This is a genomic window from Rhizobacter sp., assembly GCA_019635355.1.
GTDB lineage: Bacteria > Pseudomonadota > Gammaproteobacteria > Burkholderiales > Burkholderiaceae_C > Rhizobacter.
Window position 1 is genome coordinate 2,309,215 of sequence record JAHBZQ010000001.1, and the last position, 26,064, is coordinate 2,335,278.

The window sequence follows — 26,064 nt, forward strand, 5'->3', positions numbered from 1 at the left end:
TCGCAGGCAGGACCTCCGTTCTCAGATCAGGAGAGAGCTCTTCTCAAGCTCACTTCTTCTCCGGGACGTTCTTCTTGCCTTTGTTTTCCGGGATGTAGTCGCTCCACGGGTCGGCAACCACCGGGCCCTTGGTCTTCCACACCACGTTGAACTGGCCGTCGGCCTTCACTTCACCGATGAACACCGGCTTGTGCAGGTGGTGGTTTTCCTTGTCCATCGTGGAGGTGAAACCGCCCGGCGCCTTGAAGGTCTGGCCGGCCATCGCGGCGATGACCTTGTCGGTGTCGGTCGACTTGGCCTTCTCGACCGCCTGCGCCCACATGTGGATGCCGATGTAGGTGGCTTCCATCGGGTCGTTGGTCAGCGGCTTGTCCTTGTGGCCCGGGATGTTCTTGGCCTTGGCGTAGGCGCTCCACGACTTGATGAAGGCGTCGTTGGTCGGGTTCTTGATGGACATGAAGTAGTTCCAGGCGGCCAGGTGGCCCACCAGCGGCTTGGTGTCGACGCCGCGCAGCTCTTCTTCACCCACCGAGAAAGCCACCACCGGCACGTCGGTCGCCTTCAGGCCCTGGTTGCCCAGTTCCTTGTAGAAGGGCACGTTGGAGTCGCCGTTGATGGTCGACACGACGGCCGTCTTCTTGCCTTCGGACGAGAACTTCTTGATCTTGGCGATGATGCTCTGGTAGTCGGAGTGGCCGAAGGGGGTGTACTCCTCCATGATGTCGGCCTCGGCAACGCCCTTGCTCTTCAGGAAGGCGCGCAGGATCTTGTTGGTGGTACGCGGGTACACGTAGTCGGTGCCCAGCAGCACCCAGCGCTTGGCCGAACCGCCGTCCTTGCTCATCAGGTATTCAACAGCCGGGATGGCTTGCTGGTTGGGCGCGGCACCCGTGTAGAACACGTTCTTGCTCAGCTCTTCACCTTCGTACTGCACGGGGTAGAAGAGCAGCGAATTGTTCTGCTCGAACACCGGCAGCACCGACTTGCGCGACACGCTGGTCCAGCAGCCGAAGACGACGGCGACCTTGTCTTGCGAGATCAGCTGCTTGGCCTTTTCGGCGAAGAGCGGCCAGTTCGAGGCGGGGTCGACGACCACGGGCTCGAGCTTCTTGCCGAGCACGCCGCCCTTGGCGTTGATCTCGTCGATGGCCATCAGGGCCACGTCTTTCAGCACGGTTTCCGAAATGGCCATCGTGCCCGACAGCGAATGCAGCACGCCGACCTTGATGGTCTGGGCTTGGGCGAAAGCGGGCAGGCCGAGCGCGGCCACGCCCAGCGACACGGCGCTCAGGGCTTTGGCGAAAGTGCGGCGGGTGGAAGTCATGTAGGGAAGCTCCTTGGGGTTGTGTCTCACGGTCCCCTCCTGGGGTGGACAGAACGCAGGTTAAGGAGCGCCCCTCGTTCGGCATATACGACAGATGGCGTAGAGCCCTGCCGCGACGGCCGGTGCGTCATTCAGGTGAGCGCAGACTCCGCGGCTTCCACCACGCGGGCGGTCACCATCGCCGGGTCGAACGCTGCGTGACGCCGGGCCACGGCGCGTGCCGCTGCGGCGTGCGGGCCGTCGGTGCGCAGCATGGCCGCGATGAGCGGCGCATAGGCCACCGGCTGCGGCTGCATCGCGGCGTTGACCCCCGCGCCGCTGCGCTCGACCTGGCGCGCGAGCAGGTGTTGCTCGGCGTGCTCGGGCAGCATCAGCACCGGAATGCCGAGCCTCAAGGCCTGGGCCACGGAGGCCTGGCCTGCGTGGCAGATCAGCAGCGAGCAGCGCGGCAAGGCACGCTGCAGGTCGATCGGCTGGCGGCGGACGTGCAGCGTGGGCGCGTGAACGGGCTCGGGGCCGTCACCCGGCAGGTAGCACAGCGTGGGCAGGCCCGACACCGCCAGTGCCTTGAGCACTTCGGCATGCCCAGGGTGCGAGCGGCGCAGGTAGGCCAGCACATGTGGGCCGCCGCCGCTCGGCCACTGTGGCTCGGCGCCGGGTGGGTATTCGCAGTCCGGGCCGAGGTAGTCGGAAGCATTGCGGCCAAGGCCGCCGTAGTGGTCGAGTTCGGGCCAGGTGCACAGCAGCGTGCGCTCGGGGTAGAAGAGATCGCACAAACGGTCGAGCGGCGCAGCGCCGGCCTCGCGCAGCACGGTGTTGACGTTGCCCAGCACATGCGCGTCGGCCTCGCCCGCGTGGTGCTCAGGCGGGGGCGCCCAGTCGCGAAACACCGGCAGCGGCGAGAGCCGCGGCGGCACCGAGAAGCCGTGCCCGATGTGCACCGCCGGCACGCGCAGCGTGCGGGCCGCCAGCAGCGCGGTGGGCGCGTGGTCCGCGATCACGACGCTCGCGCCGCTCGCCTCGATCAGCGACTGCCACGCCGCCACCAGCCCGGCCAGCCCCGGCGCATGGCCGTAACCACAGGCCAGCAGCACATCGGCCATCGTCCAGGCGGGCTGGGGCACGGTATTGATCGCGATCGGCGCCTGGTAGAGGCGTCCGAGTTCGGGAGCCAGCATCGCCCGGCCGCCCATCACGTCGCGCAGCGCGAAGCTCAGCGTGTGCCCGCGGGCCTGGAGCGCCGTGGCCACCGGCCGCAGGCGCGTCAGGTGACCGAGGTGCGCCCCCAGCTCCCATGCCATCAACACCTTGGCCACGGGCCCGCCGATCAGAGTTCGAAGCGCAAGCCGAGCCCGAGGCGCTGGCTGCGGTAGCCCTTCTGCGCCACGCCGGTCTCGTAGTCCACGTACCAGCTCATGCCACCCTGGTGCACGCTCGACAGGCCGAGTGCCACGTTGCCGTAGCCCGCGCTGGTGTCGGCCGTGTTCGGGATGAGCACCGTGGTGTTGCCGTTGACGAGGCTCGCGCTGGCCGCGTCTCGCGTGCGTTGCGTGCGGTGCGTGGCTTCGAGGCGCACATACGGCAGCACCAGGCCCCACGACACGGGCACGCTCGCCTGCACTTGCGCGCCGAGGTTGTAGCTGGTGGAGCGCACCGTTTGGCGACTCACGCTGATGGCCTCGGTGCTGCCGCTTTCCTCGAAAGCCTCGACGCGCGAAGTGACGCTGTCGATGCGCACGTAGGGGCCCACGCTCCAGGCGCCGAAGTTCATGTCGCGCCCGGCGGAAAGGCTCAGGCCCAGACCACGCCCGCCCGGCCGGGCCTCGGCCACGCCGCCGAGGCCGTCGTCGCGCTGCAGGGCGTAACGCGTGGCTTCATAGCTCACGGTCGCGCTCACGTAGGCCGAGGGCGTGATGCTCCAGTTGGTGTAGGCGGTGACCTGACCGCCCTTGCTCTTCTGCTCGCTGAGCGTCTCGGCGAAATCGATGCGCGCGTTCGACCCACCGGCGTTGGCCCCGACCACCCACTCGTCGCTCAGGCGGTAGTCGGCACCGACCGACAGCGCCGTGCTGCGCAGCTTGAACTCGGACTGCGTGTCGCTGCGGTTCTGGCGCAGGTAGTCACCGAGGCCGAGCAGGTACACGCCCAGGCGCCGCGTCTCGCGCGCGGCAGCGGCCGGGTCGTCGGTCTTCTTCACCGGCAAGGGCACACCTTGCACATCGAAGGCCGGCACGTTGCGGTTGGCGCGCAGCGTGCGCATGCGCGACTGCGCATGGTCGAGGTTGCTCTTGATGCGCTGGCCTTGCACGGCCATCAAGGGCGTGGCCAGCTCGGCCGCGTTGGTGGTGGGAGCGGCGCAGTCGTGGTCGTGCCGGCGCACGCGGGTGGCGCGGGCGCGTGCCGCCGCCGCGGGCAGCACTTCGCCGGGGCACGGCAGGGTGACGACGGTGGTCGGATAACCGCCCTCGCCTGCCACACTCACCATGCCGCCGTAGCCCATGTCGATGGCCGAGATGTAGTAGGTGTGCTCACCCGGCAAGGCCGGCACGGTGAGCGCGCCACCGGCCACATTGCGCGTGCCGAGCGGCGACGAACTCCCCGGCGGGCCGATGTGCCACACCTCGGCACCCGAGGTGATGGGCATGCTGGTGTCGGTGTCGATGCAGTTGCCCACGAGTGCCACGGTGCCGCCGGACACCAGCGCATTCGGTGAGCACTCGATGGCCGCCGAAGCATCGGCGGCAACAGACAGGAGACACGGCAACACGGCCAGTGATGACAGCGATGTGATCTTGGATTTCTTCATGGTGTAGTTCTGTGGGATCTCGCGTGCGGCCCCTCTCCGATGCCGCCCGCCTGGGCAAAAAAGCCGCGATCATCCCGACATCACCTGCACGCGCCCATCCCCTTTGCGGGTGGATGCCGCATGGAGCCCGGCACCGTTTCCGTTGGTTGCATTTGGGTGTGCCATGCACCCTCCGATGTGGGGGCTGTTGCACGCAGACCGCATGGAAAAATCGCCGGTTGCGTTCACAGGGAGAAAACGAATGAACATCAAGAATGGCGCCGCCACGCTGGCGTTGCTCGCCGCGCCGCTGCTGGCGCAAGCCCAGACGGTGATGGTCTACGAAGAAGGCCATCAACCCACCCCACAGGAAGTGGCCGACATCCTCTTCCGCGGCGCGAGCGAAGCCACCAAGCTGCGTGGCCAGGCCCCCATCAACGGCCGCTCGCCGTTTGCGCTGCTCGAGCAGACGCCCACGCAGAACCCCGTCGAAGCGAGTGCCGTCTCGGTGCCCGTGCCCTTCGATTTCGATTCGGCCACGCTCAGCCCCAAGGCCCGCCAGCAGCTCGACGTGATCGCCGAAGGCATTCGCCTGACCGAAGGCACGGTGAAGGTGGTGGTCGAGGGCCACACCGATGCGAAGGGCAGCGTTCACTACAACGAGAGCCTGTCGCTGCGCCGCGCTGCGGCCGTGCGCAACTACCTGGTCAACGTGAAGAAGCTGCCCGTCACCCAGCTCGGTGTGGAAGGCAAGGGCCCGCACAAGCTGCTCGACAAGAGCGACCCCTTCAACGGCAGCAACCGCCGCGTGCAGTTCCGCGCCGGCTGAGGCTTGCCATGCGCTTGATGTCCACGCCGCGCCCGCGGCAACTGGCGCTGGCGAGCGCCGCGCTGATCCTGGGTCTGGTGTGGGGCTCGCACGCGAAGGGCGCCGACCAGCCGGCCCCGCAGGCCGAGCCGGCCGATGGCCTCGTGCACTGCCTGCTGCCCGGCCAGGTGCGCCGGCTGGGCCTGAGCACCACCGTGATGCCGCGCCGTGCGACGCGGCTCTCGCCCACACAGTGCCAGGCGGCGGGCGGCGAATACACCGAGCCACAGTCGCAACCGCAAACACAGGCTGCGAACGGTGGCACGACGGGTGCGGGCACCGCAGCAGCAGCGGGTGGCGGCACCGCTGTGACCGCAGTGCCAGACCGCGCCGCGACGCTCACCGCATTGCTGCCGGCCGCCACCCAGGGCGCGCCCGCAGCGCAGACCACGATGGCCGAGCTGCTCGACCAGCGCGGTGACCGCGCCGAAGCGCAGTCGTGGTACGAGAAGGCCGCCGCGCAAGGCTCGGCCCGCGCGCTGATCGGCCTGGCCGGTTTCCTCGAGAAAGGCGCGATGCTGGCCGCAGCGCAAGGCCTCAGCTCGCTCGACGCCTACCGCCGCATCGGCGACCTCGTCCAGAAGGCCACCGGCGGCCTGGTGGCGGGCCTGTCGATCCAGCGCGCGGAGCGCCTGCGGGTCGACGTGGTGTCGCCGCTCGGCGCCGTGCCGCTGCCGCGCATGGCCGGCGCGCCGATCACGCTCGAAAGCGCCCCCGGCCCGCTGGAGGTGGTGGTGCGCGTGGCGAGCACCAACGGCGTGAAGTCCGTGCGGGTCAACGGCCAGCCGCACGCCCCCGATGCACAAGGCCTGCTGAGCATTCCGCTCACCGTGGGCGACACCCCGTCGACCGTGCTCGTGCAGGCCGAAGACGAAGTGGGCGCGCAGGCGCAGGCCGAGTTGAAGCTCGTGCAACGCTCGGCGCCGCTGGTGGCGAGTGCGGCATCCGCCGTGGCAACCCCTGCGGTCGCGTCGCCCGCCGCCCTGCCCCTCGACGCGCAACCGCTCGCCCCGCTGCCCGGTGGCAAGCGCCACGCGCTCGTCATCGCCAACCAGCAGTACAAGCACTGGACGAAGCTCGACACCCCGCGCGCCGATGCGAACGCCGTTGCCACCGTGCTCAAGCAGCGCTTCGGTTTCGAGGTGACGCTGCTGCAGGACGTGACGCGCCAGCAGCTGCTGTCGGCCTTGGGCAAGCTGCGCCAGCAGGTCGGCCCGCAAGACCAGGTGGTCGTCTACTACGCCGGCCACGGCCAGATGGACACGGTGACCGCCCGCGGCTACTGGATCCCCGTCGACGGCGACGAGAAAGACATCGCGCAATGGGTGTCGGTGATCGACGTGACCGACCAGCTCTCGGCCATGAGCGCGCGCCACGTGCTGGTGATCGCCGACTCGTGCTACTCGGGCACGCTCACCCGCTCGCTCGTGCCCAGCGTCGACCAGGCCTTGACGCTCGAGCAGCGCCTGGGCCCGCTGCGCCAGCTCAGCCAGCAGCGCGCCCGCGTGGCCATGACCTCGGGCGGCATGGAGCCGGTGGTCGATGGCGGCAGCATCAACCACTCGCTCTTCGCGCGCAGCCTGCTCGACGTGCTGGGCCAGGTGCGCTCGCCGATGGCCGCGCAGGAGTTGCATGGTGCGGTGGCCGCGCGTTTCGCGCACCTGGCGCGCCGCCTCAAGATCCCGCAGCAGCCACAGTACGCGCCCATCGGCTTCGCCGGCCACGAGGCGGGCGACTTCGTCTTCGCCCCAATCTGAGTTCGGGAGCGGTGGGCTACTGGCCCACCACGCCCGCACCCACCACGCTTGAGATGGCGATCTGCAGGCCCGTGGCCCCGGCCGCCACGGGTGGCGAGTGGCCTTCCAGGTCACCCGGGCGCGGCTGGCCTTCGCCGCTCTTGCTCACACGCGCCGTGACCACCACGCGCGGAAAGGCCGACACCCTCGCGTCGGGCCACATCGCCATGCTGTCGTCGAGCGTGAACTGCAGCGGCAGGTCTTTCACCTGTTTGCGGATCACCGCCAGCGGCATCGGCGGCCCCTCCACCGCGCGGGCGAAGATGAAGACCGTGTCGGTCGGCCGCGCCTGTTGGGCCAGGCTCGGCGACAGGTCCACCGTGCCGCTGATGGACGCGCCCGCTGGCACCGAAGCGCCCGGCCCCGCTGCATCGACGACCGCTGCACCCGCCGTGCCCTGCAGCACCGGCACCGCGTCAGGCGACGACGTGACCGGCGCCGGCACTGCGCTGCTGCGCGACGACACCGCCCACCCGTAGGTGAGCAAGGCCGCCACCACCGCGGCCACGCCCGCGCCGACGATCCAGCGCAGCGCGTCCGACTTCTGCGGCGCAGCCGGCATGGGCAGCGGCGGCAGCAGCGCCGCCTCGGGCCGCATGTCGCCCATCATCACGGTCTCGGGCCACTCTTCGTCGGGGTCGGGGCTGCGCATCACCGCATCGACCAGCTTGCGCTCGAGCAGCGCGCGCGCTTCCGCGTACTGCGGGTCGTTCACGAACCCGGTGATGTGCTGCTCATGCAGGTCTTGCAGACGTTTGCGCAGCGACTGGACTTCCTCGTTCATCCGCGTATTGCATCACGCCCCGGGAAGGCCGCCGTTTCCCCCATCGGTGGGGGTGCGCCCGCACACGCTGCGCCATACTGCGGCTCCACGCGCACACACCCGGCGCACCCCGTATTGCCCCCATGCCTTCTCGCCCCGCTTCCAGCTCCAAACTGTCTCCGGGCTACGCCGCCAACATGGAAGGCGTGGCCGCCGTCGAACGCGCGCTCGCCATCGTCGAAGCGATCGAGCGTGCCGAACAGCCGCTCACGCTCACGGGCATCGCCGAGACCACCGGCCTCTACAAGAGCGCGGTGCTGCGCATGATGGTCACGCTGGAGCGGCGCGGCCTCGTGCTGCGCCAGCAGGACCAGCGCTACGTGCTGGGCCCACTCGCGTTTCGCCTTGGCCGCGCCTACGAGCGCAACAACCGGGTCGAACAACAGCTCGCGCCGCTGATGCAGGCGCTGGTGGAGCGCGGCACTGAAAGCCCCTCGTTCCACGTGCGGCAGGACGACGAGACCCGCCTGTGCCTGCTGCGGATCGACTCGCGCCATTCCACGCTCGACCGCGTACGCACAGGCGACCTGCTGCCGCTCAAGCGCGGTGCGGCCGGCAAGGTGCTGCTGCGATTCGGCACGGGTGAGGCCGACGCCTTCAGCGGCGAGCTCGCCGAATACTCGTTCGGCGAGCGCGATCCGCTGTGCGGCGCAGTGGCCGGGCCGGTGTTCGGCCCCGGCGGCGCGCTGCTGGGCGCGCTGTCGCTCTCGGGCCCACTCGACCGCTTCACCGAATCGGCAGTGAAGAAGATGGTGAAGCCGCTGCTCGAAGCCTGCGAGACGGCCACGCGCAACCTCGGCGGCGTGTGGCCGGCCGAGCGCGCCACTAAGCGGCGAGATAGCCGAAATTGAGCGCCGACTCGCCCGACGCCAGGCATCGCTGGTAGTAGGCCAGGATGTCCTGGGTGACCGGGTCGACGTTCGGGTTGCGGGCCAGCACCGGAAGCTCGGTCGCAGCAAACACCTTCTCGCCCTTCGTCACACCCGAGCCGATGTAGAACGACACCTTGCCGACTGCATTGGCCGCAAAAATGCCTGACAGCGCGCGCCAGACGACGAACCCGTTTTCCTTCCACGGGTCGAGCCCGTCAAGCGCCTTGGCCCAGGCCAGCAGATGGGCGTGGCCCGGCGCGGCAATCGTCTCCAGCACCTGCGGCAAGAGCCGCTTCGCGGCCACGTCGCCATGGGTTCGCCTCAGGTGCTCGATCTCCTGCCACACGGGGCGAAAGAAGGTGCCTGCATAGAGCAGCGTGGTGTCGGGCGGGGCGGCGATCCTCGCGCGAATGGCAGGGTTCTGCCGCAGAAAGCTCAACAGATCCTTGGTCGGCTGCAGCAATGCCATCCCGGCTCCTCGTGGCTGACGCAAGACACGTCGGCCACAAGGCTAGCAGCCCAGACCAGGATCGGCATCGTCAGGTCTGACGAGCCAGCTTTCCGTTCAGTACTGCGCCAGTTGGTGCTTGATCGCCGACTCGATTACCACGGCCAGCGAGTTCTGCCCCTCCGGCATTCTGAGTGGCCCCACGGTTCGCGTGAACACGCGCTTGCCGCCGATCTCGGTCTCGATGTACACGATGTGGACGCTGCCCCTGCCCGGGTTTTCGGTCTCGGTGTAGAGCGCGCGCTTGAACTCGGTCGAGGCCAGCGCGTTGAACGCGTTGGCGTCCACGGGCGAGTGCGAGATGCCCGAGGGCTCGACCACCGTGTTGCCGGCGACCACTGCGCCGATCACCCCAAAAGCGGCACCGAGCGAACTGCGACGGAACTCGGCCTGCAGGTTGCGATAGACGACCAGGTGGTGCACCTTGATGTCGAGCGGAGCTGCACCCGGCTTTTGCAGCGTTTCGAAGGCACGGTGCTGCAACAGGCGCACCGCAGTCGGCGCCGTCGTGCTTTCGGCAAGGCGATATGTGGCGTAGGCATCGTTCGTGATCACGAGACTGAAGATCTCGCTTTCCTTCTCGATCGGCGGGCGCAGGTCCTGCACACGCACCTGCTCCGAGCGCTCCACGCCTTCGACTTTGAGGTTGGCCACTTGAGCCGCGCAGCCTGACAACAGGGCGACGGCGAGTACCAGCAACAGCTTCTTCAAATTCCTCTCCTCCAGTGTTCCCGGGACGTTCCAGGCCGCGCGATTGTGCAAGGCGTCCCTGCGTGCGCCCGCAACGCTCAGGGATAACACCGCCCCTGCCACGCCTTGACGCGCGGCTCGTGTGAGCGCGACACTTCTCAAAAGACAGAACGTTGATTCTGTTTAACAGAACACCTCTTCACACGAGACCCGCATGCCTCTCGGCACTCCAGACGACACCCCACGCCCGCTGCTGATCGGCGGCGAGTTCCGGCCGGGCCGCGGCACGGTGCCGCCGCTCGATTCCATCAACCCGGCCACCGGCCGGCTCAACCACCGCGTGGCCGCGGCCGGGGCCGACGAGGTGAACGACGCCGTGGCTGCGGCCACCGAGGCCGCGCGCCACAAGGCCTGGCGCCAGATGCTGCCGCCGCAGCGTGCCGCCCTTCTGCACCGCATCGGCGAGCTGATGCTGCGCGACAGCGAGCGTTTCGCCCGCCTGCAGATGCTGGAGAACGGCAAGGTCTGGGCCGAGTGCGTGGCACAGGTCAAGAGCGCGGCCGCCACCTTCCGCTACTACGCCGCGGTGTGCGAAACGCTCGGCTCCGAGCTCACGCCCTCGCGCGGCCACTACCTCTCGATGACGGTGCACGAGCCGTATGGCGTGGTCGCCGCCATCACGCCGTGGAATTCGCCGATGACGATGGAGGCGCAGAAGGTCGCGCCCGCGCTCGCGGCCGGCAACGCAGTCATCCTGAAGCCGTCGGAGATCACACCTTCCACCGCGCTCGAACTCGGCCGCATCGCGCTCGAAGCGGGCCTGCCGCCCGGGCTGCTCAACGTGCTGCCGGGCACCGGCGCCACCGTGGGCGCCGCACTCGTCGAGCACCCGGGCGTGAAGATGGTGTCGTTCACCGGCGGCACGGCGAGCGGCCGGCGCATCGCCGAAGCGGCGGCGCGCAAGCTGATGCCCGTCGCGCTCGAACTCGGCGGGAAGTCGCCGCACATCGTCTTCGCCGACGCCGACCTCGACGCCGCCGTCGACAGCGTGGCCGGCGGCATCTTCGAAGGCAGCGGCCAGTCGTGCGTGGCGGGCTCGCGGCTCTTCGTGCAGCGCAGCGTGTTCGATCAGGTGCTGAAGAGGATCGCCGACAAGGCCCGGCGCCTGCGCGTCGACCTGCCCGACGCGAGCGGCGCCGAGATGGGCCCGATCGCCTCGTTTGCGCAACGCGATCGCATCGCAGGCATGGTCGACGCGGCGCGTGCGAGCGGTGCCGAGATCGTGGCCGGTGGCGAGCGACCCCGCGACGCGCACCTGACCGCCGGCGCCTTCTACCTGCCCACCGTCATCGCCGGCATCGACAACCGCACCCCCATCGCCCAGCAGGAAATCTTCGGCCCGGTGCTCTGCGCCCTGCCCTTCGACGACGAAGACGACCTCGTCGCGCAAGCCAACGACAGCGCCTACGGCCTCGCCTCGGGCATCTGGACGGCCGACTACAAGCGCGCCCTGCGCATCGCGCGCCCGCTCGAAGCCGGCACCGTCTGGATCAACACCTACAAGCAACTCTCCATCGCCACGCCTTTCGGCGGATTCAAGGACAGCGGCCTTGGCCGCGAGAAGGGCCTCACCGGCCTGCGCCTCTACCAACAAGCCAAGGGCATCTACCTCGGCCTCTGATCCATGACCACACACTCTCTCGGTTTCATCGGCCTGGGCGTGATGGGCGAGCCCATGTGCCGCAACCTCGCGCGCAAGACCGGCCGCCCGGTCCATGCACACGACCTCGACACTGCCGTGCTGCAGCGCCTCGCCGCCGACGGCGTGCAGAACGCCGGCTCCATCGCCGCCGTGATGAAGAGCGCCGACACCGTGCTGCTCTCGCTGCCCTCCGGCGAAGTGGTACAGCAGCTCGCACAACAAGCCGACGGCCTGCTCGCCAACGCCCGCGCTGGCCAGACCGTGATCGACCTCAGCACCTCGCCGGTCGACACCACACGCGCGCTCGCCAAGGCCTTCGCCGAGAAGGGCGTGACCTTCATCGACGCCCCCGTCGCCCGCACGCGCGCCGCCGCCGAAGCGGGCACGCTCTCGGTGATGGTCGGTGCCGACGCGGCCACCTTCGAGCGCGTGAAGCCGCTAATCGCCACCTTCGCGACCGACATCGCGCTCTGCGGCCCGGTCGGCTGCGGCCAGGTGGTGAAGATCCTCAACAACATGGTGCTCTTCGAGACCGTGGTCGCACTCGCCGAAGCCAAGGCCATCGGCGAGCGGGCCGGGGTCGACCCCACGCTGCTCTTCGAGACCCTGAGCAAGGGCAGCGCCGACAGCTTTGCGCTGCGCAGCCACGGCATGAAAGCCATGCTGCCGGGCGACTTCCCCGAGCGGGCGTTCTCGGTGCGCTACGCCCGCAAGGACCTCGCCTACGCGCTCAAGCTCGCGCAAGAAACAGGCGTCGACGCGAAGAGCGCCCGCATCGTCGACCAGTGGTACCAAGCCGCCATCGACGCCGGCCTGGGTGACCAGTACCACCCGGTCGTGAGCCGGCTGCTGGGAGGGAAGGCATGAAGCGCCGCCTGTTCATCGCGAGCCCCTTGCTGCTCTCACCCTTCGCGCTGCGCGCGCAAGGCTTCCCGTCGAAACCCGTCAAGCTCGTGGTGCCCTACCCCGCCGGCGGCGCCACCGACGTGGTGGCCCGCGCCCTTGCCGAGCGCCTGGGCACCACCTGGGGCCAGCAGGTCATCGTCGACAACAAGCCAGGCGCCGGCACCACGCTCGCCGCCGCGCAGGTGGCGCGTGCCCCCGGGGACGGCCACACGCTCTACATGACGACCTCGGCGCACACCATCGCCGCGAGCATCTACAAGAAGATCGATTTCGAACCTGTGAAAGACTTCGCCGCCCTCTCGCTGCTGGTGAAAGTGCCCATCGTGCTGGTGACGAACCCGTCGCTGCCCGCCAAGACGCTGCCCGAGCTGATCGCGCTCGCCAAGGGCCGCCCCAACGGCCTCACCTTCGCCTCGCCCGGCAACGGCACCGCCCAGCACCTCGCGGGCGAGATGTTCAAGGCGCAGACGCAGGCCCCGATGACGCACGTGCCCTACAAGGGCGACGCGCCCGCGCTCACCGACCTGCTCGCCGGCCAGGTCGACACCATGTTCGTCACGCTCACGTCCGTGCTGCCGCACCTGGCGAGCGGCAAGCTGCACGCCATCGCGCTCGCCAACGCCAAGCGCGTGGAGCGTGTGCCCGAGCTGCGCACCTTCGGCGAAGCGGGCCTCGCCGGCTTCGAGGCCGCCACCTGGTTCGGCGTGCTCGCGCCGGCCACGCTGCCGCCTGCGCTGCGCACGCAGATCAGCGAGCAGATCGTGAAGCTCGTCGCCGAGCCCGCGATGCGCCAGCGCCTCGTCGACCTGGGCGGCGAGGTGGTCAACAACAAGCCCGCCGAGTTCGAGGCCTTCATGCAGGCCGAGAGCCGCAAGTGGCGCGAGGTGGTGCGCCTGTCGGGCGCGTCGATCGAGTAGTCCCCAGCAACACATCAGACGGAGACAAGACATGACCTTGCTCAAGCCCGTGGCCCTCGCCGCCACCCTGCTCGCGTTCAGCAGCACGCCCTTTGCACAAGAGACGCTCAAGATCGGCGCCCTCGTCACCCTCTCGGGAGCGGGCGCCGCCTGGGGCACGGGCATGCAGCACGCGGCCGAGCTCGCGGCCGACGACGTCAACGCCAAGGGCGGGCTCGAGGTGGGTGGCAAGAAGTACAAGGTGCAGGTCATCGCCTACGACGACAAGTACCAGGCCAACGAAGCCGTGACGGTGGCGAACCGCCTCGTCTTCGACGACAAGGTGAAGTACATCATCGGCCCGGTGGGCTCGGCGCCGGTGCTCGCCATCCAGCCCATCACCGAGAAGAACCAGGTCATCGTGATGACGCTCGGCTTCACCGCCAAGGCACTCGGCACCGACAAGCCCTACACCTTCCGCCCCAACGTGACCACTGCCGAAGTGGCGGGCCCACAGATCGAATGGGTGGTGAAGACCCGCAACGTGAAGCGCGTGGGCGCCCTCTTCCCCAACGACGAGACGGGCCAGCAGATCGCCAAGGACCTGACGGCCGCCTACGGCAAGGTCGGCGCCGACCTCGCGGCGAAAGAGTTCTTCGAGCGCGACCGTGTCGATTTCGTGCCGCTCATCACGCGCATCCTCGCGGCCAAGGTCGACGCCATCGAACTCGACGGCAACTCACCCAGCACCGCCGGCCTCATCACCAAGCAGGCGCGCGAGTTGGGTTTCACCGGCACCATCATCCGCACCGGTGGCCCGGCCACGCAGGACATCGTCAACGTGGCCGGCAAGCAGGCCGCCGAAGGCCTGCTCGTGCACACGCCGATCGACCCCAAGCTGCCCAGCACCGCGGCTTACGCCCAGGCCTACGCGGCCAAGTACAAGCGCGGGATGAACGGCTTCAGCCCCGCCTTCTACGACGGCACGCATTTGCTCTTCGAAGCGATGCGCAAGGCCGGCACCGTGACCGACACCGCCAAGGTCGTGGCCGAGCTGGAGAAGATCAAGGGCCACAAGGGGGCGCTCGGCGAGTCGTCATGGACGGGCAAGGCCGCCTATGGCGTTGACCACCAACTCGACGCGCCCTTCTACGTGGCCGAGGTGAAGGACGGCCAGGAAGTGATCCGCGCGCGCTGCACGGTGAGCGGCTGCAAATGATCCGTTCGGGCTGAGCCTGTCGAAGCCCTGCGCTGCACTTCGACAAGCTCAGTGCGAACGGTTGGCGATCCCTGACCCCCGACGCAACATGGATCTCTCCCTCCTCATCGGCCAGGCCGTCGTCAACGGCCTGGTCGTCGGCCTGCTCTACCTGCTGATGGCGGTGGGCTTCACGCTCGTCTTCGGCGTGATGCGCATCGTGAACTTCGCGCATGCCGAGTTCTACATGCTGGGCGCCTTCGTCACCTTCCTCTGCGTCACGCGCTTCGAGCTGCCCTTCCTGCCGAGCGTGGCGCTCACCTTCGTGGTCGCCGTCATCATCGGCTGGGTCATCGAGTGGGCGGTGCTCAAGCCCTTCCGCCATGACGAGCTGAACGGGATGATCGCCACCATCGGCCTCGCGATGATCCTGCAGAACGGCGCGCTGATGCTCTTCGGGCCCGACCCGCAGAGCATGCCGAGCGTGGCCACCGGCGTGCTGCGCATGGGCGACCTGCTGGTTCCCAACTCGCGCGTCTACGTGGTGCTGTGCTCGGCGGCGGTGCTGCTCGCGATGTGGCTCTTCCTGCGCACCTCGCGCACCGGCCGTGCACTGCGGGCGGTGGTGCAAGACATCGAGATCGCGCAGATCCAGGGCATCAAGGCGAAGCTCATCTACCCGCTGGGCTTCGGCCTCGGCGTGGGGCTCGCGGCGGTGGCCGGGGGGCTGATGGCGCCGCTCTTCTCGGTGTCGCCCTTCATCGGCGCGGGGCCGATGCTGAAGGCCTTCATCGTGGTGATCCTCGGTGGGCTCGGCAGCATTCCGGGCGCGGCGCTCGCGAGCCTGCTGCTCGGCATCACCGAGAGCGTGGCCGGCACCTTCCTCAGCACGAGCACGGCCGACATCCTCATCTTCGCGCTCGTCATCGGCATGCTCGTCGTGCGACCGAGCGGCCTCCTCGGGCGGCCCGAATGACCGACTTCCATGTGCACCTGCTGGTGCTGGTGTGCCTCAACGTCGTCATCGTGAGCGGCCTCGCGCTCGTGAGCCGCACCGGGCAGCTCTCGCTCGGGCATGGCGCCTTCGTCGGCATCGCGGCCTACGCGGCGGTGCTCGCGAACATGAAGGCCGGCTGGCCGTTCTGGCTCTCGGCGCTGGGCGGCATCGCGTGCGCTGCGCTCGTCGCCTTCGTGCTGGGCTGGGTGATCCTCCGGTTGCGCGGCGTGTACTTCGTGCTCGTCACCTTCGCGTTCGCGGAGCTGGTGCGCCTCGCGTTGCTGGACTGGGCCACGCTCACCGGCGGCGCCAACGGCATCGCCGGCATCCCGCCCGTCACGCTCTTCGGCTTTGCGTTCGACACGAAGTTGCGCTTCCTCGTGCTCGCGCTGGCCTTCGCCGCGGCCAGCGTCTTCTTCCTCAAGCGCCTGGCCACCACACCCACCGGCCACGCCTGCGACGCCGTGGCCGAGAACCCCGCGCTGGCCGAAGCCAGCGGCTTGAACGTGCACAGCATCCAGCTGCAGGCCTTCGTGATCGGCTGCGCCATCGCCGGCCTGGGCGGCGTGCTGCTCGCGCACTACGTGGGTTTCGTGTCGCCCGAGTCCTTCAACACGGCGCTCTCGATCAACGTGATCGTGATGCTGGTGATCGGCGGGCGGCAGAGCGTGTGGGGGCCGCTCATCGGCGCGGCCATCCTCACGCCGCTGCCCGAGCTGCTGCGCGGCGCGGTGCAGACGCAGCACATCTTCTACGGCGCGGCGCTGATCCTCATCCTGCATTTCCTGCCGGGCGGGCTGGCCTCGCTGGCTGGGCGCCTCTTCAAGGGGGAGGAGCAGCGTGCTTGACGTCCAAGGCCTCTCCAAGACCTTCGGTGGCCTCGCCGCGCTGAAGGACTTGAGCTTCTCGGTGCAACCCGGGCAGATCGTCGGCCTGATCGGGCCCAACGGCGCCGGGAAGACCACCGCCTTCAACCTCATCAGCGGCACGCTGCCCCCAAGCGCGGGCACGGTGCGCTTCAAGGGGCACGACATCACCGGCGGCCCGCCCAGCCGCGTGGTGAAGCTCGGCCTCGCGCGCACCTTCCAGGCCACCTCGATCTACCCCCAGGCCACCGTCGCGCAGAACGTGTACCGCGGCGCGCTGGCGCGGCTCGGCACGTCCTTGCCCAACCAGCTCTTCGCCGGCCACGCCACGCGCGCCGCACTCGCGAAACTCAATGAGCAGGTCGACGAGGTGCTCACCCTGCTGGGCCTGGCAGCGCAGCGCGACGCCCTGGCCGGCAACCTCTCCTACGGTCACCAGAAGCGCCTGGGCGTGGCCATTGGCCTGGCGACGCAACCCGAGATGCTGCTGCTCGACGAGCCCGCCGCCGGCCTCAACCCGGAAGAGTCGGCCGCCTTCGGCGAGCTGCTGCGTTCGCTGCGCCAGCAGCGCCAGCTCACCTTGCTGCTGGTCGAGCACCACATGGCCCTCGTGATGGGCCTGTGCGAGCACATCGTCGTGCTGGTGCAAGGCCAGAAGATCGCGGAAGGCACCCCGCAAGCCGTGCGCGACAACCCGCAGGTGATCGAGGCCTACCTTGGCGCACCGGAGGAATTCCATGCTTGAAGTGCAAGGCATCGCCGTGCGCTACGGTGCGCTCGAAGCGGTGCGCGATGTGTCGTTCACCGTCGAGCCCGGCCAGATCGTGGCGCTCGTCGGCGCCAACGGCGCCGGCAAGAGCACCACGCTCAAGGCACTGATGGGCATGCTGCCGCTGGCGCGTGGCCACCTGCGCTGGAACGGTGAGACGCTCGACACGCTCCCGGCCGACCAGCGTGTGGCCAAGGGCCTCGCCTTGTCGCCCGAAGGCCGCCGCCTCTTCCCCCGCATGACGGTGCACGACAACCTGCTCGTGGGTGCGCACAGCGTGCGCTCGCGCGCCAGCGTGCGCCGCAGCCTGGAGCGGGTGCACGCGCTCTTCCCCCGCGTGGCCGAGCGTCGGCATCAACTGGCCGGCTCGCTCTCGGGCGGCGAGCAGCAGATGGTCGCCATCGGCCGCGCGATGATGGCCGAGCCGCAGGTGCTGATGCTCGACGAGCCTTCGCTCGGCCTCGCGCCGAAGGTCGTGGCCGAGATCGCGGGCGCCATCCAGCGCATCAACCAGGAGGCGAAACTCGCGGTGATCCTCGTCGAGCAGAACGCGCGCATGGCGCTGCGCCTCGCGCACCAGGGCCACGTCTACGAGCAGGGCCAGTTGATCCGCTCCGGCGCGGGTGCCGAGCTGCTGGCCGACCCGTTCGTGCAGACTGCGTACCTCGGTCTCTGACACGCACACGCCCATGGACACCTACGAGGTCTACGCGATCAAGTACGCCAGCATGCCGCGCCGGCGGCGTGACAACTTCCTGCCGGCCGACGATCACGACGGCCCGATGCCGATGGATTTCTTCGTCTGGCTGCTGAAGGGCCAGACGAGAAACATCCTCGTCGACACCGGCTTCAGCCAGGCCACCGGCGTGAAGCGCAACCGCCAGTGGCTGCGCTGCCCCATCGAGGCCTGCCGCACGCTGGGCGTGGACCCGGCCGACATCGGCGACGTGATCCTCACCCACCTGCACTACGACCATGCCGGCAACCTGCCGCTGCTGCCGCAGGCGCGCTTCCACGTGCAGGACGGCGAGGTCGACTACGCCACCGGCCGCTGCATGTGCCACGCCACGATGCGCCACGCCTATGCGGTCGACGACGTGGTGGAGCTCGTGCGCAAGGTCTACGCCGAGCGCGTGAGCTTCCACGCCGGTGACAGCGCGGTGGCGCCGGGTGTCGAGCTGCTGCTCGTCGGCGGGCACACCAAGGGCTTGCAGGCGGTGCGCGTGCACACCGAGCGTGGCTGGGTGGTGCTCGCCTCCGACGCCAGCCACTACTACGAAAACATCGAGGGCCTGCGGCCCTTCCCGATCGTCTTCAACGTGGCCGACATGCTCGAAGGCCACCGCCGCCTGATGGCGCTGGCCGGCTCGGTCGACCGCCTGGTGCCAGGGCACGACCCTGAGGTCCTGCGGCGCTACCCTCGCGTCGCCACCGATCCCGTCGGCATTGCGCTGCTGCATCGACAACCGCTCACGACCGACCTCCCATGAAGAAACTTCTCTTGCTCACCCTCGCCATGCTGCTGCCCCACCTCAGCTTCGGGCAGCTGGGCCCGGCCGACCTGAACGGATTCCAAAGCCTTCTGGAAAGCGCGACGGCCAACCCGCTCAGAGACTGCGCCGACGCCGGCCTGCGCAAGCTCTACATCTATCGGGCGATCCAGGTGGCGAAGACACCGGACGCCGAGGCAGCACGAGCGCAGCTCGCCGACGTGCAGGACGAGAGCGTCAAGCTTCAGCTCCAGAAAGAGATCGAGCTGTGGACGCAGACCCGCTCGCCCCAGGCGGTCGCCCAGGCCAAGTTCGATGCCTGCCTGCAGCAGGTGTCGCTGCCGACGAGCGAGCCCTTGAGTCGCCTGACGCGCCACTGCCTTGGCAACGCGCTCTTCGCCATCGACGTGCAGCAAGCCAAGGACGTCAAGCAGCCGGTGGAAGCCCTCAAGACCCGAATGCGGCAGGCGAAGACGCCTCTCCCCGCCGGCCAGGTCGGCGCGTTCATCGACGAGATGTTCGCCGCCACGAGCCGCGCGGAAGAAGAGGCGCTGGCGCGGGAGCTGTTGTCTTCGTGCATCGGCGCCAACAACGGGCGCTTCTGAGTCCGACGAACGGACGAGCGCTCAGGCGAGCGCTTCGTTCCAGTCCTGCAAGGTCACCCGGCTCACGACGCCGTTCAGCACGAACGGGTCTTCTTTCGAGAATTCTTCCGCCGCTTCACGCGAGGTGAAGACGCCGAGCGCGCCCACCGGCGGGCTGCCGTAAGGCCCGGCCATCAGCAGCACGCCGCGGCCATGGAACTCCTTCAGCCGCGCCACGTGGGCGTTGTAGTAGACAGGCGCCTTCGCGAAGCCGTCGGCGGCCAGCTCGTAGAACATCAGTGTCTTCATGCAGGGAAACCGAGAAGTGGGTGGAGGGGAGGCTCGGCCATGATGCCAGCCTCATTCGACACCACCAAGGAGCCCCGCGTGACCCGACTGCTCACCCTCGTCGTCGCCATGACCGTGCTGACCTGGCTGGCCATCCTCGTGGCCAGCATGCTGCGCTCGAAGGGCGACATGAAGCTCGCCCTCAGCAACCGCGACCACCTGCCTGAGCCCTCACCGCTGGCGGCGCGGGCCGACCGGGCAGCCCAGAACACGAAGGAGAACTTCATCCTCTTCACCGCCCTGGCCGTCGCCGCACTGGCCGCGGCGCCCGCCAACGCGCAGGTGCTGCTCGGCGCACAGATCTTCTTCTGGGCACGGGTGGTGTACCTGCCGATCTACTACCTCGGCATCCAAGGGGTGCGCACGGCCGTGTGGGCCATCGGGATCGTGGGGCTCGGCGTGATGGCTGCGGCACTGCTGACGCTTCCTTGAATCGGGCGGCCAGCGGAGACCTGCCCATGCGCAACTCTGGGTCGATGGCCCGGCAAGCCCACGTGCACCAAGCTGGGCGTGGTCGTGCCTGCTGGAAAGGCTGTCGCGCCGGTCAGATGCAAGGGAGCGGGGGGACCCCGCCTCATCCTCTTTGATGTCGCGCTGCCGAGCCGGCAAGCGCAAACTCCGCCCAACAACGGAGCCCGACCAAGGAGCCCACCAGATGGCACTGAAGCAATACAGATCCGGTGACGCCGACATTCTTTTCAAGGTGATCAAAGGCACCTACAACGGAAGAAGCGTCGCGCTCGGCATTGCGTTTCGCACCCACGATGCGCCGATCGGCTATTTCCCGTTCTACGGGGCGAAGGATTTCGACTTCAGCGGCGAGACCTCGCTCAAGGAAGAGATCCTCGCTCGCTTGCCGATCGATCTTTCAGCCGCCGGCTCCCCCCACACGCTGCTGATCAAGGAAGCCGCCGGAGATGTCGAGTTCCTGGGGGCCGGCGACGGCGACATGACCGACATCCAGCAACTGGTGAAACGAGACCTCGTCAGGCACGCCATGGCCTGCGCATCGGGCGTGTTCGTGGACGGCATCATGCTGGCCCTCGGTGGCCCCACGATCAAGTCCTTGGTCGACCAGTTCGTCAAGTCGAAGATCCAGCAGTTCATCTTGTCGAAGGCCATCACCGGCGCCACCAAGAAGTACCTGAAGGAACAGGGCAACCTCGACGTCGACAGGCTGCTGAGCCACGTGCCGTGAGTGCGCGAAGCGCCGCGGCGTGGGTAAAGTCCACCCCGGTTCACCTTCGGCGACGACAAGACCACCCCATGCCCGCCCAATCCCAACACCACGAGATCGACCACCGCACCATCAAGCTGCTCGTGGGCGTCATCGCGATCACCCTGTCGTGGCTGACGAGCGCCTTCGCCACGACCACGCTCACCTCCATCAGCGCGGCGTACTACGAAGGCGGCTGGTCGATGGTCGTGTTCGTGGGCTTCCTCTTCGCCATCTCGGCCTTGATGCTGGCCTACAACGGCTACACCAAGGTGGAGATGGTGCTGTGCAAGGTGGCGGCGCTGTGCGGCGTCATCATCGCCATGTTTCCCTGCCGGTGTGAAAACCGCGACGAGATCATCAAGGGCCTGCATGGCGGCGCGGCGATCGTGCTGTTCCTGATCCTCGCGTACCTGTGCTGGGGCTTCTTCCAGCGGGCGCGGGCCAAGGGGTACGCGCAGGCCAAGCGCCGCTCTTGGATCTATGCGGCCTGCGGCATCGCGATGCTGCTGTCGATCGGCTCGCTCGCCATCGAGACCTTCACGCAGGGCGGCATGACGGCGCACGTGCACAACCGTTTCGTGTTCTACGGCGAAGCGCTCGGCCTGGTGGCCTTCGGCGTGTCGTGGCTCACGGCCAGCCGCACGCTGCCCTTCCTCACGAGCCGCGACGAGCGCTTCTCGCCCTTGCGGCAGAACAACCCGGACTGAACCGGCGCGTGACGGCACACCCCAATGGGTGTCGCCCCCATGAGACAAGCCGCCCCCGCGGTGACACCCGTTGTGCCAACAATCGCGCCGCGCGACGACGCCGGTGAGTCCACCTGCCGCCGCAGCACTCGGAGGGAACCACAGTGGGCAGCATCGTGATCGCGGTCGTCGTCTTCGTCTTCTTGGTCATCTTCCCGTTCAAGCTCGCGGCCAGCTGGTTTGGCGCGGAGCGCAGCGACTGGGTGTCGTGCATCGTCGCGGTGTTCGTCGCCGGCACCCTCGGCGGCGGTCTGGCGGGCATCCTGGGGGGCGGGCTGACGTGGGCCTTTTTCGGCGCGCTGCAAGGGCTGCTGTCGCTCGCGCTGGTGCTGCTGATCTCGGGCCTGACCAACCGCTTCGTGCTGGGCACGACCTTCGTGAGGGGCGTGCTGATCTCGGTGGTGGGCGCGCTCATCGTGCCGGGGGTCTTTGTCGCGGCCCTGTGGGTGGGCACCAAGGGGGCCGGCGCATGAAGCTCTACCAGGCGCTCGCCATCGCGTGCACCTTCGGCGCGCTGTGGGGCGGCCAGCTGGCCGCCGAGGGGCACATGCTGCACAAGGCGATCGACAGCGCCGAGCGGCACCTCGTGTCACCCGGGAAGAGCGACCCATCGCTCTCGTTCGTGGCCACGCTGCTGACGCTGGGTTACGTGGTGCTCGGGCGCGACGACCCGGCCCTGCTGGCGCAGGCGCGGCAAGACGCCAACCTGCGGCTTTACGGCGGCGGTGCGCTGGCGGGCCTGTCGGTGCTGGCGCTGCTGTGGCTCGGCGTGTACCACCTGCGCACAGGGCGACACGCGGCGTGACCTGTGTCACGCAGGCGCGCGGCCGGTGCTCAGGATCGGCCGGCGCCTGCCGATGACACTCCCACGTATGCCCCCGCTCTGTGAGCTGTCTGAGTGGGGGCCTCTGCGTGCCCAGTCCTCGCATGAGCCTCGCCCCACCTGCCCCCGATGCCCCGTCCAGCGACGGCTGGCAGCGCGATGCACGCGACACCGCGACGCAGCGGCACCGCCAGGCGGCCTGGGGTGTGCTCGGCTTCATCACGGCCGACACGCTGCTGCTGTCGGGCTATGCCGCCCTCGGCCACGTGCCACCGCTGGCGGTGCTGCTCTTTGCCCTGGCCGGCGGCAGCATCTTCGGCCTCTATCGCCTGGGCATCGTGCGCGGCTGGCAGCACCGCTGGCGCGGGCTGATGCTCACGCTCGCGATCACGCCGCTCGTCTCGGTGCAGTTGCTCACGATGGCCCATGCCGTGCCGCAGGTGGGCTTGCTGATGCTGATGACGCTGATCCCCACCGTCGCGATGACGGCGCTCATCCTGCCGATGCGCCTGCTGGCCCCGCTGTGCCTGCTGCTCGGCGCCGCCAGTGCGGCCTTGATGCTGTGGCACGGTGCGGCCCTCACGCTGCCAATGCAGACCGCCGGCGAGGCCACCTTGAGCGCCATCTGGGTCACCATGCTGCTCGGCCGCGTGGCCACGCTCAGCGTGCGGGGCACCCAGCTGCGCAACGCGCTCGCCCGCAAGAGCGCCGCGCTGGCCGATGCGCTGCAGAAGCTGGAAGCCATCGCCACCCACGACGAGCTGACGGGACTGCTCAACCGCCGCGCCGCGATGGAGCTGCTGGCAAGCGAGTTGCAGCGCGCCGAGCGCAGCGGGCAGGCCTTCAGCGTGGCGCTCTTCGACATCGACCACTTCAAGCAGGTCAACGACACCCTGGGCCACGGCGCAGGTGACGAGGTGCTGCGCCGCTACGCCGCGGCGATGCAGGCCACCACGCGGGCGGCCGATCGTTTTGCGCGCTATGGCGGCGAGGAGTTCCTGCTGCTGATGCCTGACCAGCACCAGCCGCAAGCGGCGCTGCAGGTGGCCGACCGCATGCGCACGCTGACCGAGCAACAACCCTGGCACGAGGTGGCCCCCACTCTCAAGCTCACGGTGTCGGCCGGGGTGGCCACCCACCGGCCAGGCGAGACCATCGCGCAGCTGCTCGCGCGGGCCGATGGCGCGCTCTATGCGGCCAAGCGCGCCGGGCGCAACCGCGTGCAGGCCGGTTAAGGCCTATTCACCCAGGCCCAGCACGTTGGGCTGGCGCTTTTCGATCGCCCACTTGAGCAAGGCCGCGACCCGGAACACACCGTGTGCAAACTTTCCGTAGGGCAGCGTGAGAAAGAGCGCCATCACGGCCCCGAGGTGCACGCAGAGTGCGAGCGGCAGCGCCGGCGTCGCGCGCACGAGCATCAGCACGAGGCCGCTGGCGGCGGTGAGGAAGAGCAGTGCGATGAAGCCGCGATCCATCGGGCGCTGGGCCACATCGCCCTGCGCAGGGTGCCGCTTCAGGTTCAGCCAACCGAGGCCCACGGCGCCGATCACCAGCGACACGCCCCCGGTGGCGCCGAGCAGCTTGGGCAGGCTGGTGAAGGCATACGGCGCGGGCCAGCCGAAGGCGTAGTGGTAGAGGGTCGCCACGCAGGTGGCGGCGAAGCACAGCATGAAGCCGTAGAAGGTGGCGTGGTGGAAGCGGCGGCGCGCGAGTGTGTAGCGGTCGTCGCTCTCATTGCAGCCTTCGCCGTGGCCGCCACCGAGGTGCTTCAGGCGCAGCGCATCGTGCGCCGCTTCGCCCACCGCCGGCGCCGACGCGGCACCGGGCGAGATGCCGCGCCAGAAATGCCGCACCGCCATCGCCAGCGCGAAGACGACGAACAGGAACACCGGCGCGAAGAGGCCCACCATCAGCCCGTGAGGAAACACGGCGTAGAAGTTGCCACCGTCCACACGCTGCCACAGGCTGCCCTGCCGCATCACGGCGAGCACCAGGAAGAGCGCGAGCCCGGCCGCGAGCGCGAGCGACAGCACCAGCCCGTTGCGCTGGTAGAGCGCCCCCAGCGCAGGCGGCCATGCGTGGTCGGCATAGGTCTCGCCGCGCACGCGCGCCATCGCCTGCGGCACGTTGACCGCGAACTCATGCGGCGGCGCGTACTGGCAGGCGTGCAGGCAGGCGCCGCAGTTGTGGCAGAGGTTCGCGAGGTAGTCGACATCGGCCGCCGGAAAGGCCAGCCGGCGCGTCATCGCAGGGAAGACGGCGCAGAAGCCTTCGCAGTAGCGGCAGGCGTTGCAGATGGTCAGCACACGCTCGACCTCGGCCTGCGAGGTGCTGAGGATGGGAACGATGGGATGACGCGTCATGGTGGGGGCCTGTGCTTCATGCTGGCTTCGACAAGCTCAGCCCGAACGGAGGGCGGCATCGGTCGCCGCCTTGGCGGCGCTGGTGCCGGCGATGCGCCCGAACGCCGTGCCGATGCTCATGCCCACGCCCGCGGTGTAGCCCTGGCCGAGCACGTTGCCGGCCATCATCTCGCCCGCCACGAAGAGGTTGTCGCTCGGCACGCCGTTGAAGTGCACCGCGGCGTGTTCGTTGGTCTTCAAGCCGAGGTAAGTGAAGGTCACGCCGGGCTTGAGCGCGTAGCCATAGAAGGGCGGCGTGGTGAGCGGCAGCGCCCAGTGCGTCTTGGGCGGCGTGAGGCCCGTGGTCGCGCAGTCGTCGAGCACGGTGTGGTCGAAATGGCCGGGGCGGCAGGCGGCGTTGTAGGCCTCGAGCGTCTGCATGAAGGTGGCCTCGTCGAGCCCGAGCTGGCGGGCAAGCTCGGGCAGCGTGTCGGCCTGCGTGCCGGGAAAGACCGGCGGCATGAAACGCCCCACCGCCTTCGCATCGATGATCGACCAGGCGATCTGCCCCGGCTGCTGCGCCACGAGCCGGCCCCAGATCGCGTAGCGCTTGGGCCAGAAATCTTCGCCTTCGTCGTAGAAGCGTTTGGCTTCGCGGTTGACCACCACGCCGAGCGAGACACAGTCGATGCGGGTGCAGATGCCGCCGTCGTAGAGCGGCGCACGCGCATCGATGGCGACCATGTGCGCCTGGGTCGGGTCGCCGATGGCATCGGCGCCGCTGTCGATCAGGTGCTTGAGCAGCACGCCGCGGTTGAAGCGCGAGCCGCGGATGAGGAAGTTGTCGGCCGGCCACTCGCCGCGTGCGTTCTGGCCCCAGGCCTCGCGCAGCCATTCGCGGTTGGACTCGAAGCCGCCCGCCGCGAGCACGCAGGCCTTGGCTGCGAAGCGGCGCTCACCCGAGTGCGCAGCGACGAAGCGGCCGTCTTCCAGCTCGAGGCGGTCGACCGGCGTCTCGTAGCGCACCTGCACGCCCAGCCGCTCGGCGCTGCGGTAGTAGGCGTTGACGAGCGCCTTGCCGCCACCCATGAAGAAGGCGTTGGTGCGCGCGGTGTGCAGCGCGCCCGAGAGCGAGGGCTGGAAGTGCACGCCGTGCGAGCGCATCCAGTCGCGGCAGGTCGACGAGGCGCGGATCACGAGGCGCGCGAGGTGCTCGTCGGTCTTGCCGCCCGTCACCTTGAGCAGGTCTTGCCAGAACTCCTCTTCGGGGTAGGCGTCGACCAGCACATCTTGCGGGGCATCGTGCATGCAGCGCAGGTTGCGCACGTGCGGCGAGTTGCCGCCGCGCCATTCGCGCGGCGCGGCTTCGAGCATCAGCACCGAGGCACCGGCCTCGCGCGCCATCAGCGCGGCGCACAGTGCGGCGTTGCCGCCGCCGATCACAAGCACATCAACCATATCGGCCGCACTCTAGGTGGCCCGGCAGGCTTGCGCTAGACGGACCGGGGGCAA

General features: G+C 68.8%; 28 protein-coding genes. 19 read left to right on the forward strand and 9 right to left on the reverse strand.

Annotation, left to right across the window (positions count from 1 at the left end):
* Nucleotides 1-49: 49 nt before the first annotated feature.
* The 3 genes from urtA to KF892_10285 form a co-directional block, all read right to left on the reverse strand.
* The gene (urtA, locus tag KF892_10275; GenBank protein ID MBX3625387.1) at nucleotides 50-1,324 is read right to left on the reverse strand and encodes an urea ABC transporter substrate-binding protein; all 1,275 of its coding nucleotides are present in this window, start codon (nucleotides 1,322-1,324) and stop codon (nucleotides 50-52) included.
* Nucleotides 1,325-1,455: 131 nt separating this feature from the next.
* Nucleotides 1,456-2,625, reverse strand: a complete 1,170-nt coding sequence (locus KF892_10280; protein MBX3625388.1) for a hypothetical protein — start codon at nucleotides 2,623-2,625, stop codon at nucleotides 1,456-1,458.
* A 26-nt stretch (nucleotides 2,626-2,651) separates the two neighbouring features.
* The gene (locus KF892_10285; protein ID MBX3625389.1) at nucleotides 2,652-4,130 is read right to left on the reverse strand and encodes an autotransporter outer membrane beta-barrel domain-containing protein; all 1,479 of its coding nucleotides are present in this window, start codon (nucleotides 4,128-4,130) and stop codon (nucleotides 2,652-2,654) included.
* Between the two features lie 241 nt (nucleotides 4,131-4,371).
* Between KF892_10285 and KF892_10290 the strand changes: the two genes are divergently transcribed.
* Both KF892_10290 and KF892_10295 read left to right on the forward strand, forming a co-directional pair.
* A complete protein-coding gene (locus tag KF892_10290) occupies nucleotides 4,372-4,938 on the forward strand; it encodes an OmpA family protein (protein ID MBX3625390.1) in 567 nt (188 codons plus the stop codon).
* A gap of 8 nt (nucleotides 4,939-4,946) precedes the next feature.
* Nucleotides 4,947-6,734 carry a caspase family protein gene (locus tag KF892_10295; protein ID MBX3625391.1) on the forward strand — a complete coding sequence of 596 codons (1,788 nt, stop codon included), beginning with the start codon at nucleotides 4,947-4,949 and terminating at the stop codon, nucleotides 6,732-6,734.
* Between the two features lie 16 nt (nucleotides 6,735-6,750).
* Here the strand turns inward: KF892_10295 and KF892_10300 are convergent, their stop codons facing one another.
* Nucleotides 6,751-7,557 carry a hypothetical protein gene (locus KF892_10300; GenBank protein MBX3625392.1) on the reverse strand — a complete coding sequence of 269 codons (807 nt, stop codon included), beginning with the start codon at nucleotides 7,555-7,557 and terminating at the stop codon, nucleotides 6,751-6,753.
* 122 nt (nucleotides 7,558-7,679) lie between these two features.
* Here KF892_10300 and KF892_10305 point away from each other — a divergent pair, with 122 nt between their 5' ends.
* A complete protein-coding gene (locus KF892_10305; protein MBX3625393.1) occupies nucleotides 7,680-8,447 on the forward strand; it encodes a helix-turn-helix domain-containing protein in 768 nt (255 codons plus the stop codon).
* Here KF892_10305 and KF892_10310 read toward each other — a convergent pair.
* Together KF892_10310 and KF892_10315 are read right to left on the reverse strand one after the other, a co-directional pair.
* Complete coding sequence (locus tag KF892_10310; protein ID MBX3625394.1) at nucleotides 8,422-8,937, reverse strand: hypothetical protein; 516 nt, start codon at nucleotides 8,935-8,937, stop codon at nucleotides 8,422-8,424. The genes KF892_10305 and KF892_10310 overlap by 26 nt on opposite strands.
* Before the next feature lie 96 nt (nucleotides 8,938-9,033).
* The gene (locus KF892_10315; protein MBX3625395.1) at nucleotides 9,034-9,738 is read right to left on the reverse strand and encodes a hypothetical protein; all 705 of its coding nucleotides are present in this window, start codon (nucleotides 9,736-9,738) and stop codon (nucleotides 9,034-9,036) included.
* Between the two features lie 142 nt (nucleotides 9,739-9,880).
* Between KF892_10315 and KF892_10320 the strand changes: the two genes are divergently transcribed.
* The 10 genes from KF892_10320 to KF892_10365 all read left to right on the forward strand — a co-directional run bounded on the left by KF892_10320 (nucleotide 9,881) and on the right by KF892_10365 (nucleotide 19,095).
* Nucleotides 9,881-11,347 (forward strand): aldehyde dehydrogenase, encoded by a 1,467-nt coding sequence (locus KF892_10320; protein ID MBX3625396.1) that lies wholly within the window; start codon nucleotides 9,881-9,883, stop codon nucleotides 11,345-11,347.
* Nucleotides 11,348-11,350: 3 nt separating this feature from the next.
* Complete coding sequence (locus tag KF892_10325; protein ID MBX3625397.1) at nucleotides 11,351-12,235, forward strand: NAD(P)-dependent oxidoreductase; 885 nt, start codon at nucleotides 11,351-11,353, stop codon at nucleotides 12,233-12,235.
* The gene (locus KF892_10330; protein MBX3625398.1) at nucleotides 12,232-13,191 is read left to right on the forward strand and encodes a tripartite tricarboxylate transporter substrate binding protein; all 960 of its coding nucleotides are present in this window, start codon (nucleotides 12,232-12,234) and stop codon (nucleotides 13,189-13,191) included. Before KF892_10325 ends, KF892_10330 begins: the two co-directional genes overlap by 4 nt.
* Nucleotides 13,192-13,222: 31 nt before the next feature.
* Entirely contained in the window at nucleotides 13,223-14,389 is a 1,167-nt protein-coding gene (locus tag KF892_10335; GenBank protein MBX3625399.1) for an ABC transporter substrate-binding protein, read from the forward strand.
* A gap of 88 nt (nucleotides 14,390-14,477) precedes the next feature.
* Complete coding sequence (locus tag KF892_10340) at nucleotides 14,478-15,344, forward strand: branched-chain amino acid ABC transporter permease (GenBank protein ID MBX3625400.1); 867 nt, start codon at nucleotides 14,478-14,480, stop codon at nucleotides 15,342-15,344.
* Complete coding sequence (locus KF892_10345) at nucleotides 15,341-16,213, forward strand: branched-chain amino acid ABC transporter permease (protein MBX3625401.1); 873 nt, start codon at nucleotides 15,341-15,343, stop codon at nucleotides 16,211-16,213. Before KF892_10340 ends, KF892_10345 begins: the two co-directional genes overlap by 4 nt.
* A complete protein-coding gene (locus tag KF892_10350) occupies nucleotides 16,176-16,976 on the forward strand; it encodes an ABC transporter ATP-binding protein (protein ID MBX3625402.1) in 801 nt (266 codons plus the stop codon). Before KF892_10345 ends, KF892_10350 begins: the two co-directional genes overlap by 38 nt.
* Nucleotides 16,969-17,676, forward strand: a complete 708-nt coding sequence (locus KF892_10355; protein MBX3625403.1) for an ABC transporter ATP-binding protein — start codon at nucleotides 16,969-16,971, stop codon at nucleotides 17,674-17,676. Before KF892_10350 ends, KF892_10355 begins: the two co-directional genes overlap by 8 nt.
* Before the next feature lie 13 nt (nucleotides 17,677-17,689).
* Nucleotides 17,690-18,490 carry an N-acyl homoserine lactonase family protein gene (locus KF892_10360; GenBank protein ID MBX3625404.1) on the forward strand — a complete coding sequence of 267 codons (801 nt, stop codon included), beginning with the start codon at nucleotides 17,690-17,692 and terminating at the stop codon, nucleotides 18,488-18,490.
* Nucleotides 18,487-19,095, forward strand: coding sequence for a hypothetical protein (locus KF892_10365; GenBank protein ID MBX3625405.1), 609 nt, complete (start codon nucleotides 18,487-18,489; stop codon nucleotides 19,093-19,095). Before KF892_10360 ends, KF892_10365 begins: the two co-directional genes overlap by 4 nt.
* A 21-nt stretch (nucleotides 19,096-19,116) precedes the next feature.
* Here the strand turns inward: KF892_10365 and KF892_10370 are convergent, their stop codons facing one another.
* The gene (locus KF892_10370; GenBank protein MBX3625406.1) at nucleotides 19,117-19,383 is read right to left on the reverse strand and encodes a hypothetical protein; all 267 of its coding nucleotides are present in this window, start codon (nucleotides 19,381-19,383) and stop codon (nucleotides 19,117-19,119) included.
* A gap of 78 nt (nucleotides 19,384-19,461) precedes the next feature.
* Here KF892_10370 and KF892_10375 point away from each other — a divergent pair, with 78 nt between their 5' ends.
* The 6 genes from KF892_10375 to KF892_10400 all read left to right on the forward strand — a co-directional run bounded on the left by KF892_10375 (nucleotide 19,462) and on the right by KF892_10400 (nucleotide 23,445).
* Nucleotides 19,462-19,854, forward strand: coding sequence for an MAPEG family protein (locus KF892_10375; protein MBX3625407.1), 393 nt, complete (start codon nucleotides 19,462-19,464; stop codon nucleotides 19,852-19,854).
* Nucleotides 19,855-20,077: 223 nt separating this feature from the next.
* The gene (locus KF892_10380) at nucleotides 20,078-20,620 is read left to right on the forward strand and encodes a hypothetical protein (GenBank protein ID MBX3625408.1); all 543 of its coding nucleotides are present in this window, start codon (nucleotides 20,078-20,080) and stop codon (nucleotides 20,618-20,620) included.
* 68 nt (nucleotides 20,621-20,688) lie between these two features.
* Complete coding sequence (locus KF892_10385; protein ID MBX3625409.1) at nucleotides 20,689-21,348, forward strand: hypothetical protein; 660 nt, start codon at nucleotides 20,689-20,691, stop codon at nucleotides 21,346-21,348.
* Nucleotides 21,349-21,491: 143 nt separating this feature from the next.
* Nucleotides 21,492-21,860, forward strand: coding sequence for a hypothetical protein (locus KF892_10390; GenBank protein MBX3625410.1), 369 nt, complete (start codon nucleotides 21,492-21,494; stop codon nucleotides 21,858-21,860).
* On the forward strand, nucleotides 21,857-22,192 hold the full coding sequence (locus KF892_10395; GenBank protein MBX3625411.1) for a hypothetical protein: 336 nt from the start codon (nucleotides 21,857-21,859) through the stop codon (nucleotides 22,190-22,192). The genes KF892_10390 and KF892_10395 overlap by 4 nt, the downstream gene beginning before the upstream one ends.
* 122 nt (nucleotides 22,193-22,314) lie before the next feature.
* Nucleotides 22,315-23,445 (forward strand): GGDEF domain-containing protein, encoded by a 1,131-nt coding sequence (locus KF892_10400; protein MBX3625412.1) that lies wholly within the window; start codon nucleotides 22,315-22,317, stop codon nucleotides 23,443-23,445.
* Nucleotides 23,446-23,448: 3 nt separating this feature from the next.
* On the opposite strand, the gene tcuB is transcribed toward KF892_10400, so the two are convergent.
* The gene (gene tcuB / locus KF892_10405; protein ID MBX3625413.1) at nucleotides 23,449-24,573 is read right to left on the reverse strand and encodes a tricarballylate utilization 4Fe-4S protein TcuB; all 1,125 of its coding nucleotides are present in this window, start codon (nucleotides 24,571-24,573) and stop codon (nucleotides 23,449-23,451) included.
* Between the two features lie 36 nt (nucleotides 24,574-24,609).
* Complete coding sequence (gene tcuA / locus KF892_10410; GenBank protein ID MBX3625414.1) at nucleotides 24,610-26,010, reverse strand: FAD-dependent tricarballylate dehydrogenase TcuA; 1,401 nt, start codon at nucleotides 26,008-26,010, stop codon at nucleotides 24,610-24,612.
* Nucleotides 26,011-26,064 lie beyond the last annotated feature (54 nt).

Excerpts from the sequence above, each read along its gene's own strand:
- urtA (MBX3625387.1), bottom strand. The coding sequence starts at position 1,324 with ATGACTTCCACCCGCCGCACTTTCGCCAAAGCCCTGAGCGCCGTGTCG.
- KF892_10280 (MBX3625388.1), bottom strand. The coding sequence starts at position 2,625 with ATGGCATGGGAGCTGGGGGCGCACCTCGGTCACCTGACGCGCCTGCGG.
- KF892_10285 (MBX3625389.1), bottom strand. The coding sequence starts at position 4,130 with ATGAAGAAATCCAAGATCACATCGCTGTCATCACTGGCCGTGTTGCCG.
- KF892_10290 (MBX3625390.1), top strand. The coding sequence starts at position 4,372 with ATGAACATCAAGAATGGCGCCGCCACGCTGGCGTTGCTCGCCGCGCCG.
- KF892_10295 (MBX3625391.1), top strand. The coding sequence starts at position 4,947 with ATGCGCTTGATGTCCACGCCGCGCCCGCGGCAACTGGCGCTGGCGAGC.
- KF892_10300 (MBX3625392.1), bottom strand. The coding sequence starts at position 7,557 with ATGAACGAGGAAGTCCAGTCGCTGCGCAAACGTCTGCAAGACCTGCAT.
- KF892_10305 (MBX3625393.1), top strand. The coding sequence starts at position 7,680 with ATGCCTTCTCGCCCCGCTTCCAGCTCCAAACTGTCTCCGGGCTACGCC.
- KF892_10310 (MBX3625394.1), bottom strand. The coding sequence starts at position 8,937 with ATGGCATTGCTGCAGCCGACCAAGGATCTGTTGAGCTTTCTGCGGCAG.
- KF892_10320 (MBX3625396.1), top strand. The coding sequence starts at position 9,881 with ATGCCTCTCGGCACTCCAGACGACACCCCACGCCCGCTGCTGATCGGC.
- KF892_10325 (MBX3625397.1), top strand. The coding sequence starts at position 11,351 with ATGACCACACACTCTCTCGGTTTCATCGGCCTGGGCGTGATGGGCGAG.
- KF892_10330 (MBX3625398.1), top strand. The coding sequence starts at position 12,232 with ATGAAGCGCCGCCTGTTCATCGCGAGCCCCTTGCTGCTCTCACCCTTC.
- KF892_10335 (MBX3625399.1), top strand. The coding sequence starts at position 13,223 with ATGACCTTGCTCAAGCCCGTGGCCCTCGCCGCCACCCTGCTCGCGTTC.
- KF892_10340 (MBX3625400.1), top strand. The coding sequence starts at position 14,478 with ATGGATCTCTCCCTCCTCATCGGCCAGGCCGTCGTCAACGGCCTGGTC.
- KF892_10345 (MBX3625401.1), top strand. The coding sequence starts at position 15,341 with ATGACCGACTTCCATGTGCACCTGCTGGTGCTGGTGTGCCTCAACGTC.
- KF892_10355 (MBX3625403.1), top strand. The coding sequence starts at position 16,969 with ATGCTTGAAGTGCAAGGCATCGCCGTGCGCTACGGTGCGCTCGAAGCG.
- KF892_10360 (MBX3625404.1), top strand. The coding sequence starts at position 17,690 with ATGGACACCTACGAGGTCTACGCGATCAAGTACGCCAGCATGCCGCGC.
- KF892_10365 (MBX3625405.1), top strand. The coding sequence starts at position 18,487 with ATGAAGAAACTTCTCTTGCTCACCCTCGCCATGCTGCTGCCCCACCTC.
- KF892_10370 (MBX3625406.1), bottom strand. The coding sequence starts at position 19,383 with ATGAAGACACTGATGTTCTACGAGCTGGCCGCCGACGGCTTCGCGAAG.
- KF892_10380 (MBX3625408.1), top strand. The coding sequence starts at position 20,078 with ATGGCACTGAAGCAATACAGATCCGGTGACGCCGACATTCTTTTCAAG.
- KF892_10385 (MBX3625409.1), top strand. The coding sequence starts at position 20,689 with ATGCCCGCCCAATCCCAACACCACGAGATCGACCACCGCACCATCAAG.
- KF892_10395 (MBX3625411.1), top strand. The coding sequence starts at position 21,857 with ATGAAGCTCTACCAGGCGCTCGCCATCGCGTGCACCTTCGGCGCGCTG.
- KF892_10400 (MBX3625412.1), top strand. The coding sequence starts at position 22,315 with ATGAGCCTCGCCCCACCTGCCCCCGATGCCCCGTCCAGCGACGGCTGG.
- tcuB (MBX3625413.1), bottom strand. The coding sequence starts at position 24,573 with ATGACGCGTCATCCCATCGTTCCCATCCTCAGCACCTCGCAGGCCGAG.
- tcuA (MBX3625414.1), bottom strand. The coding sequence starts at position 26,010 with ATGGTTGATGTGCTTGTGATCGGCGGCGGCAACGCCGCACTGTGCGCC.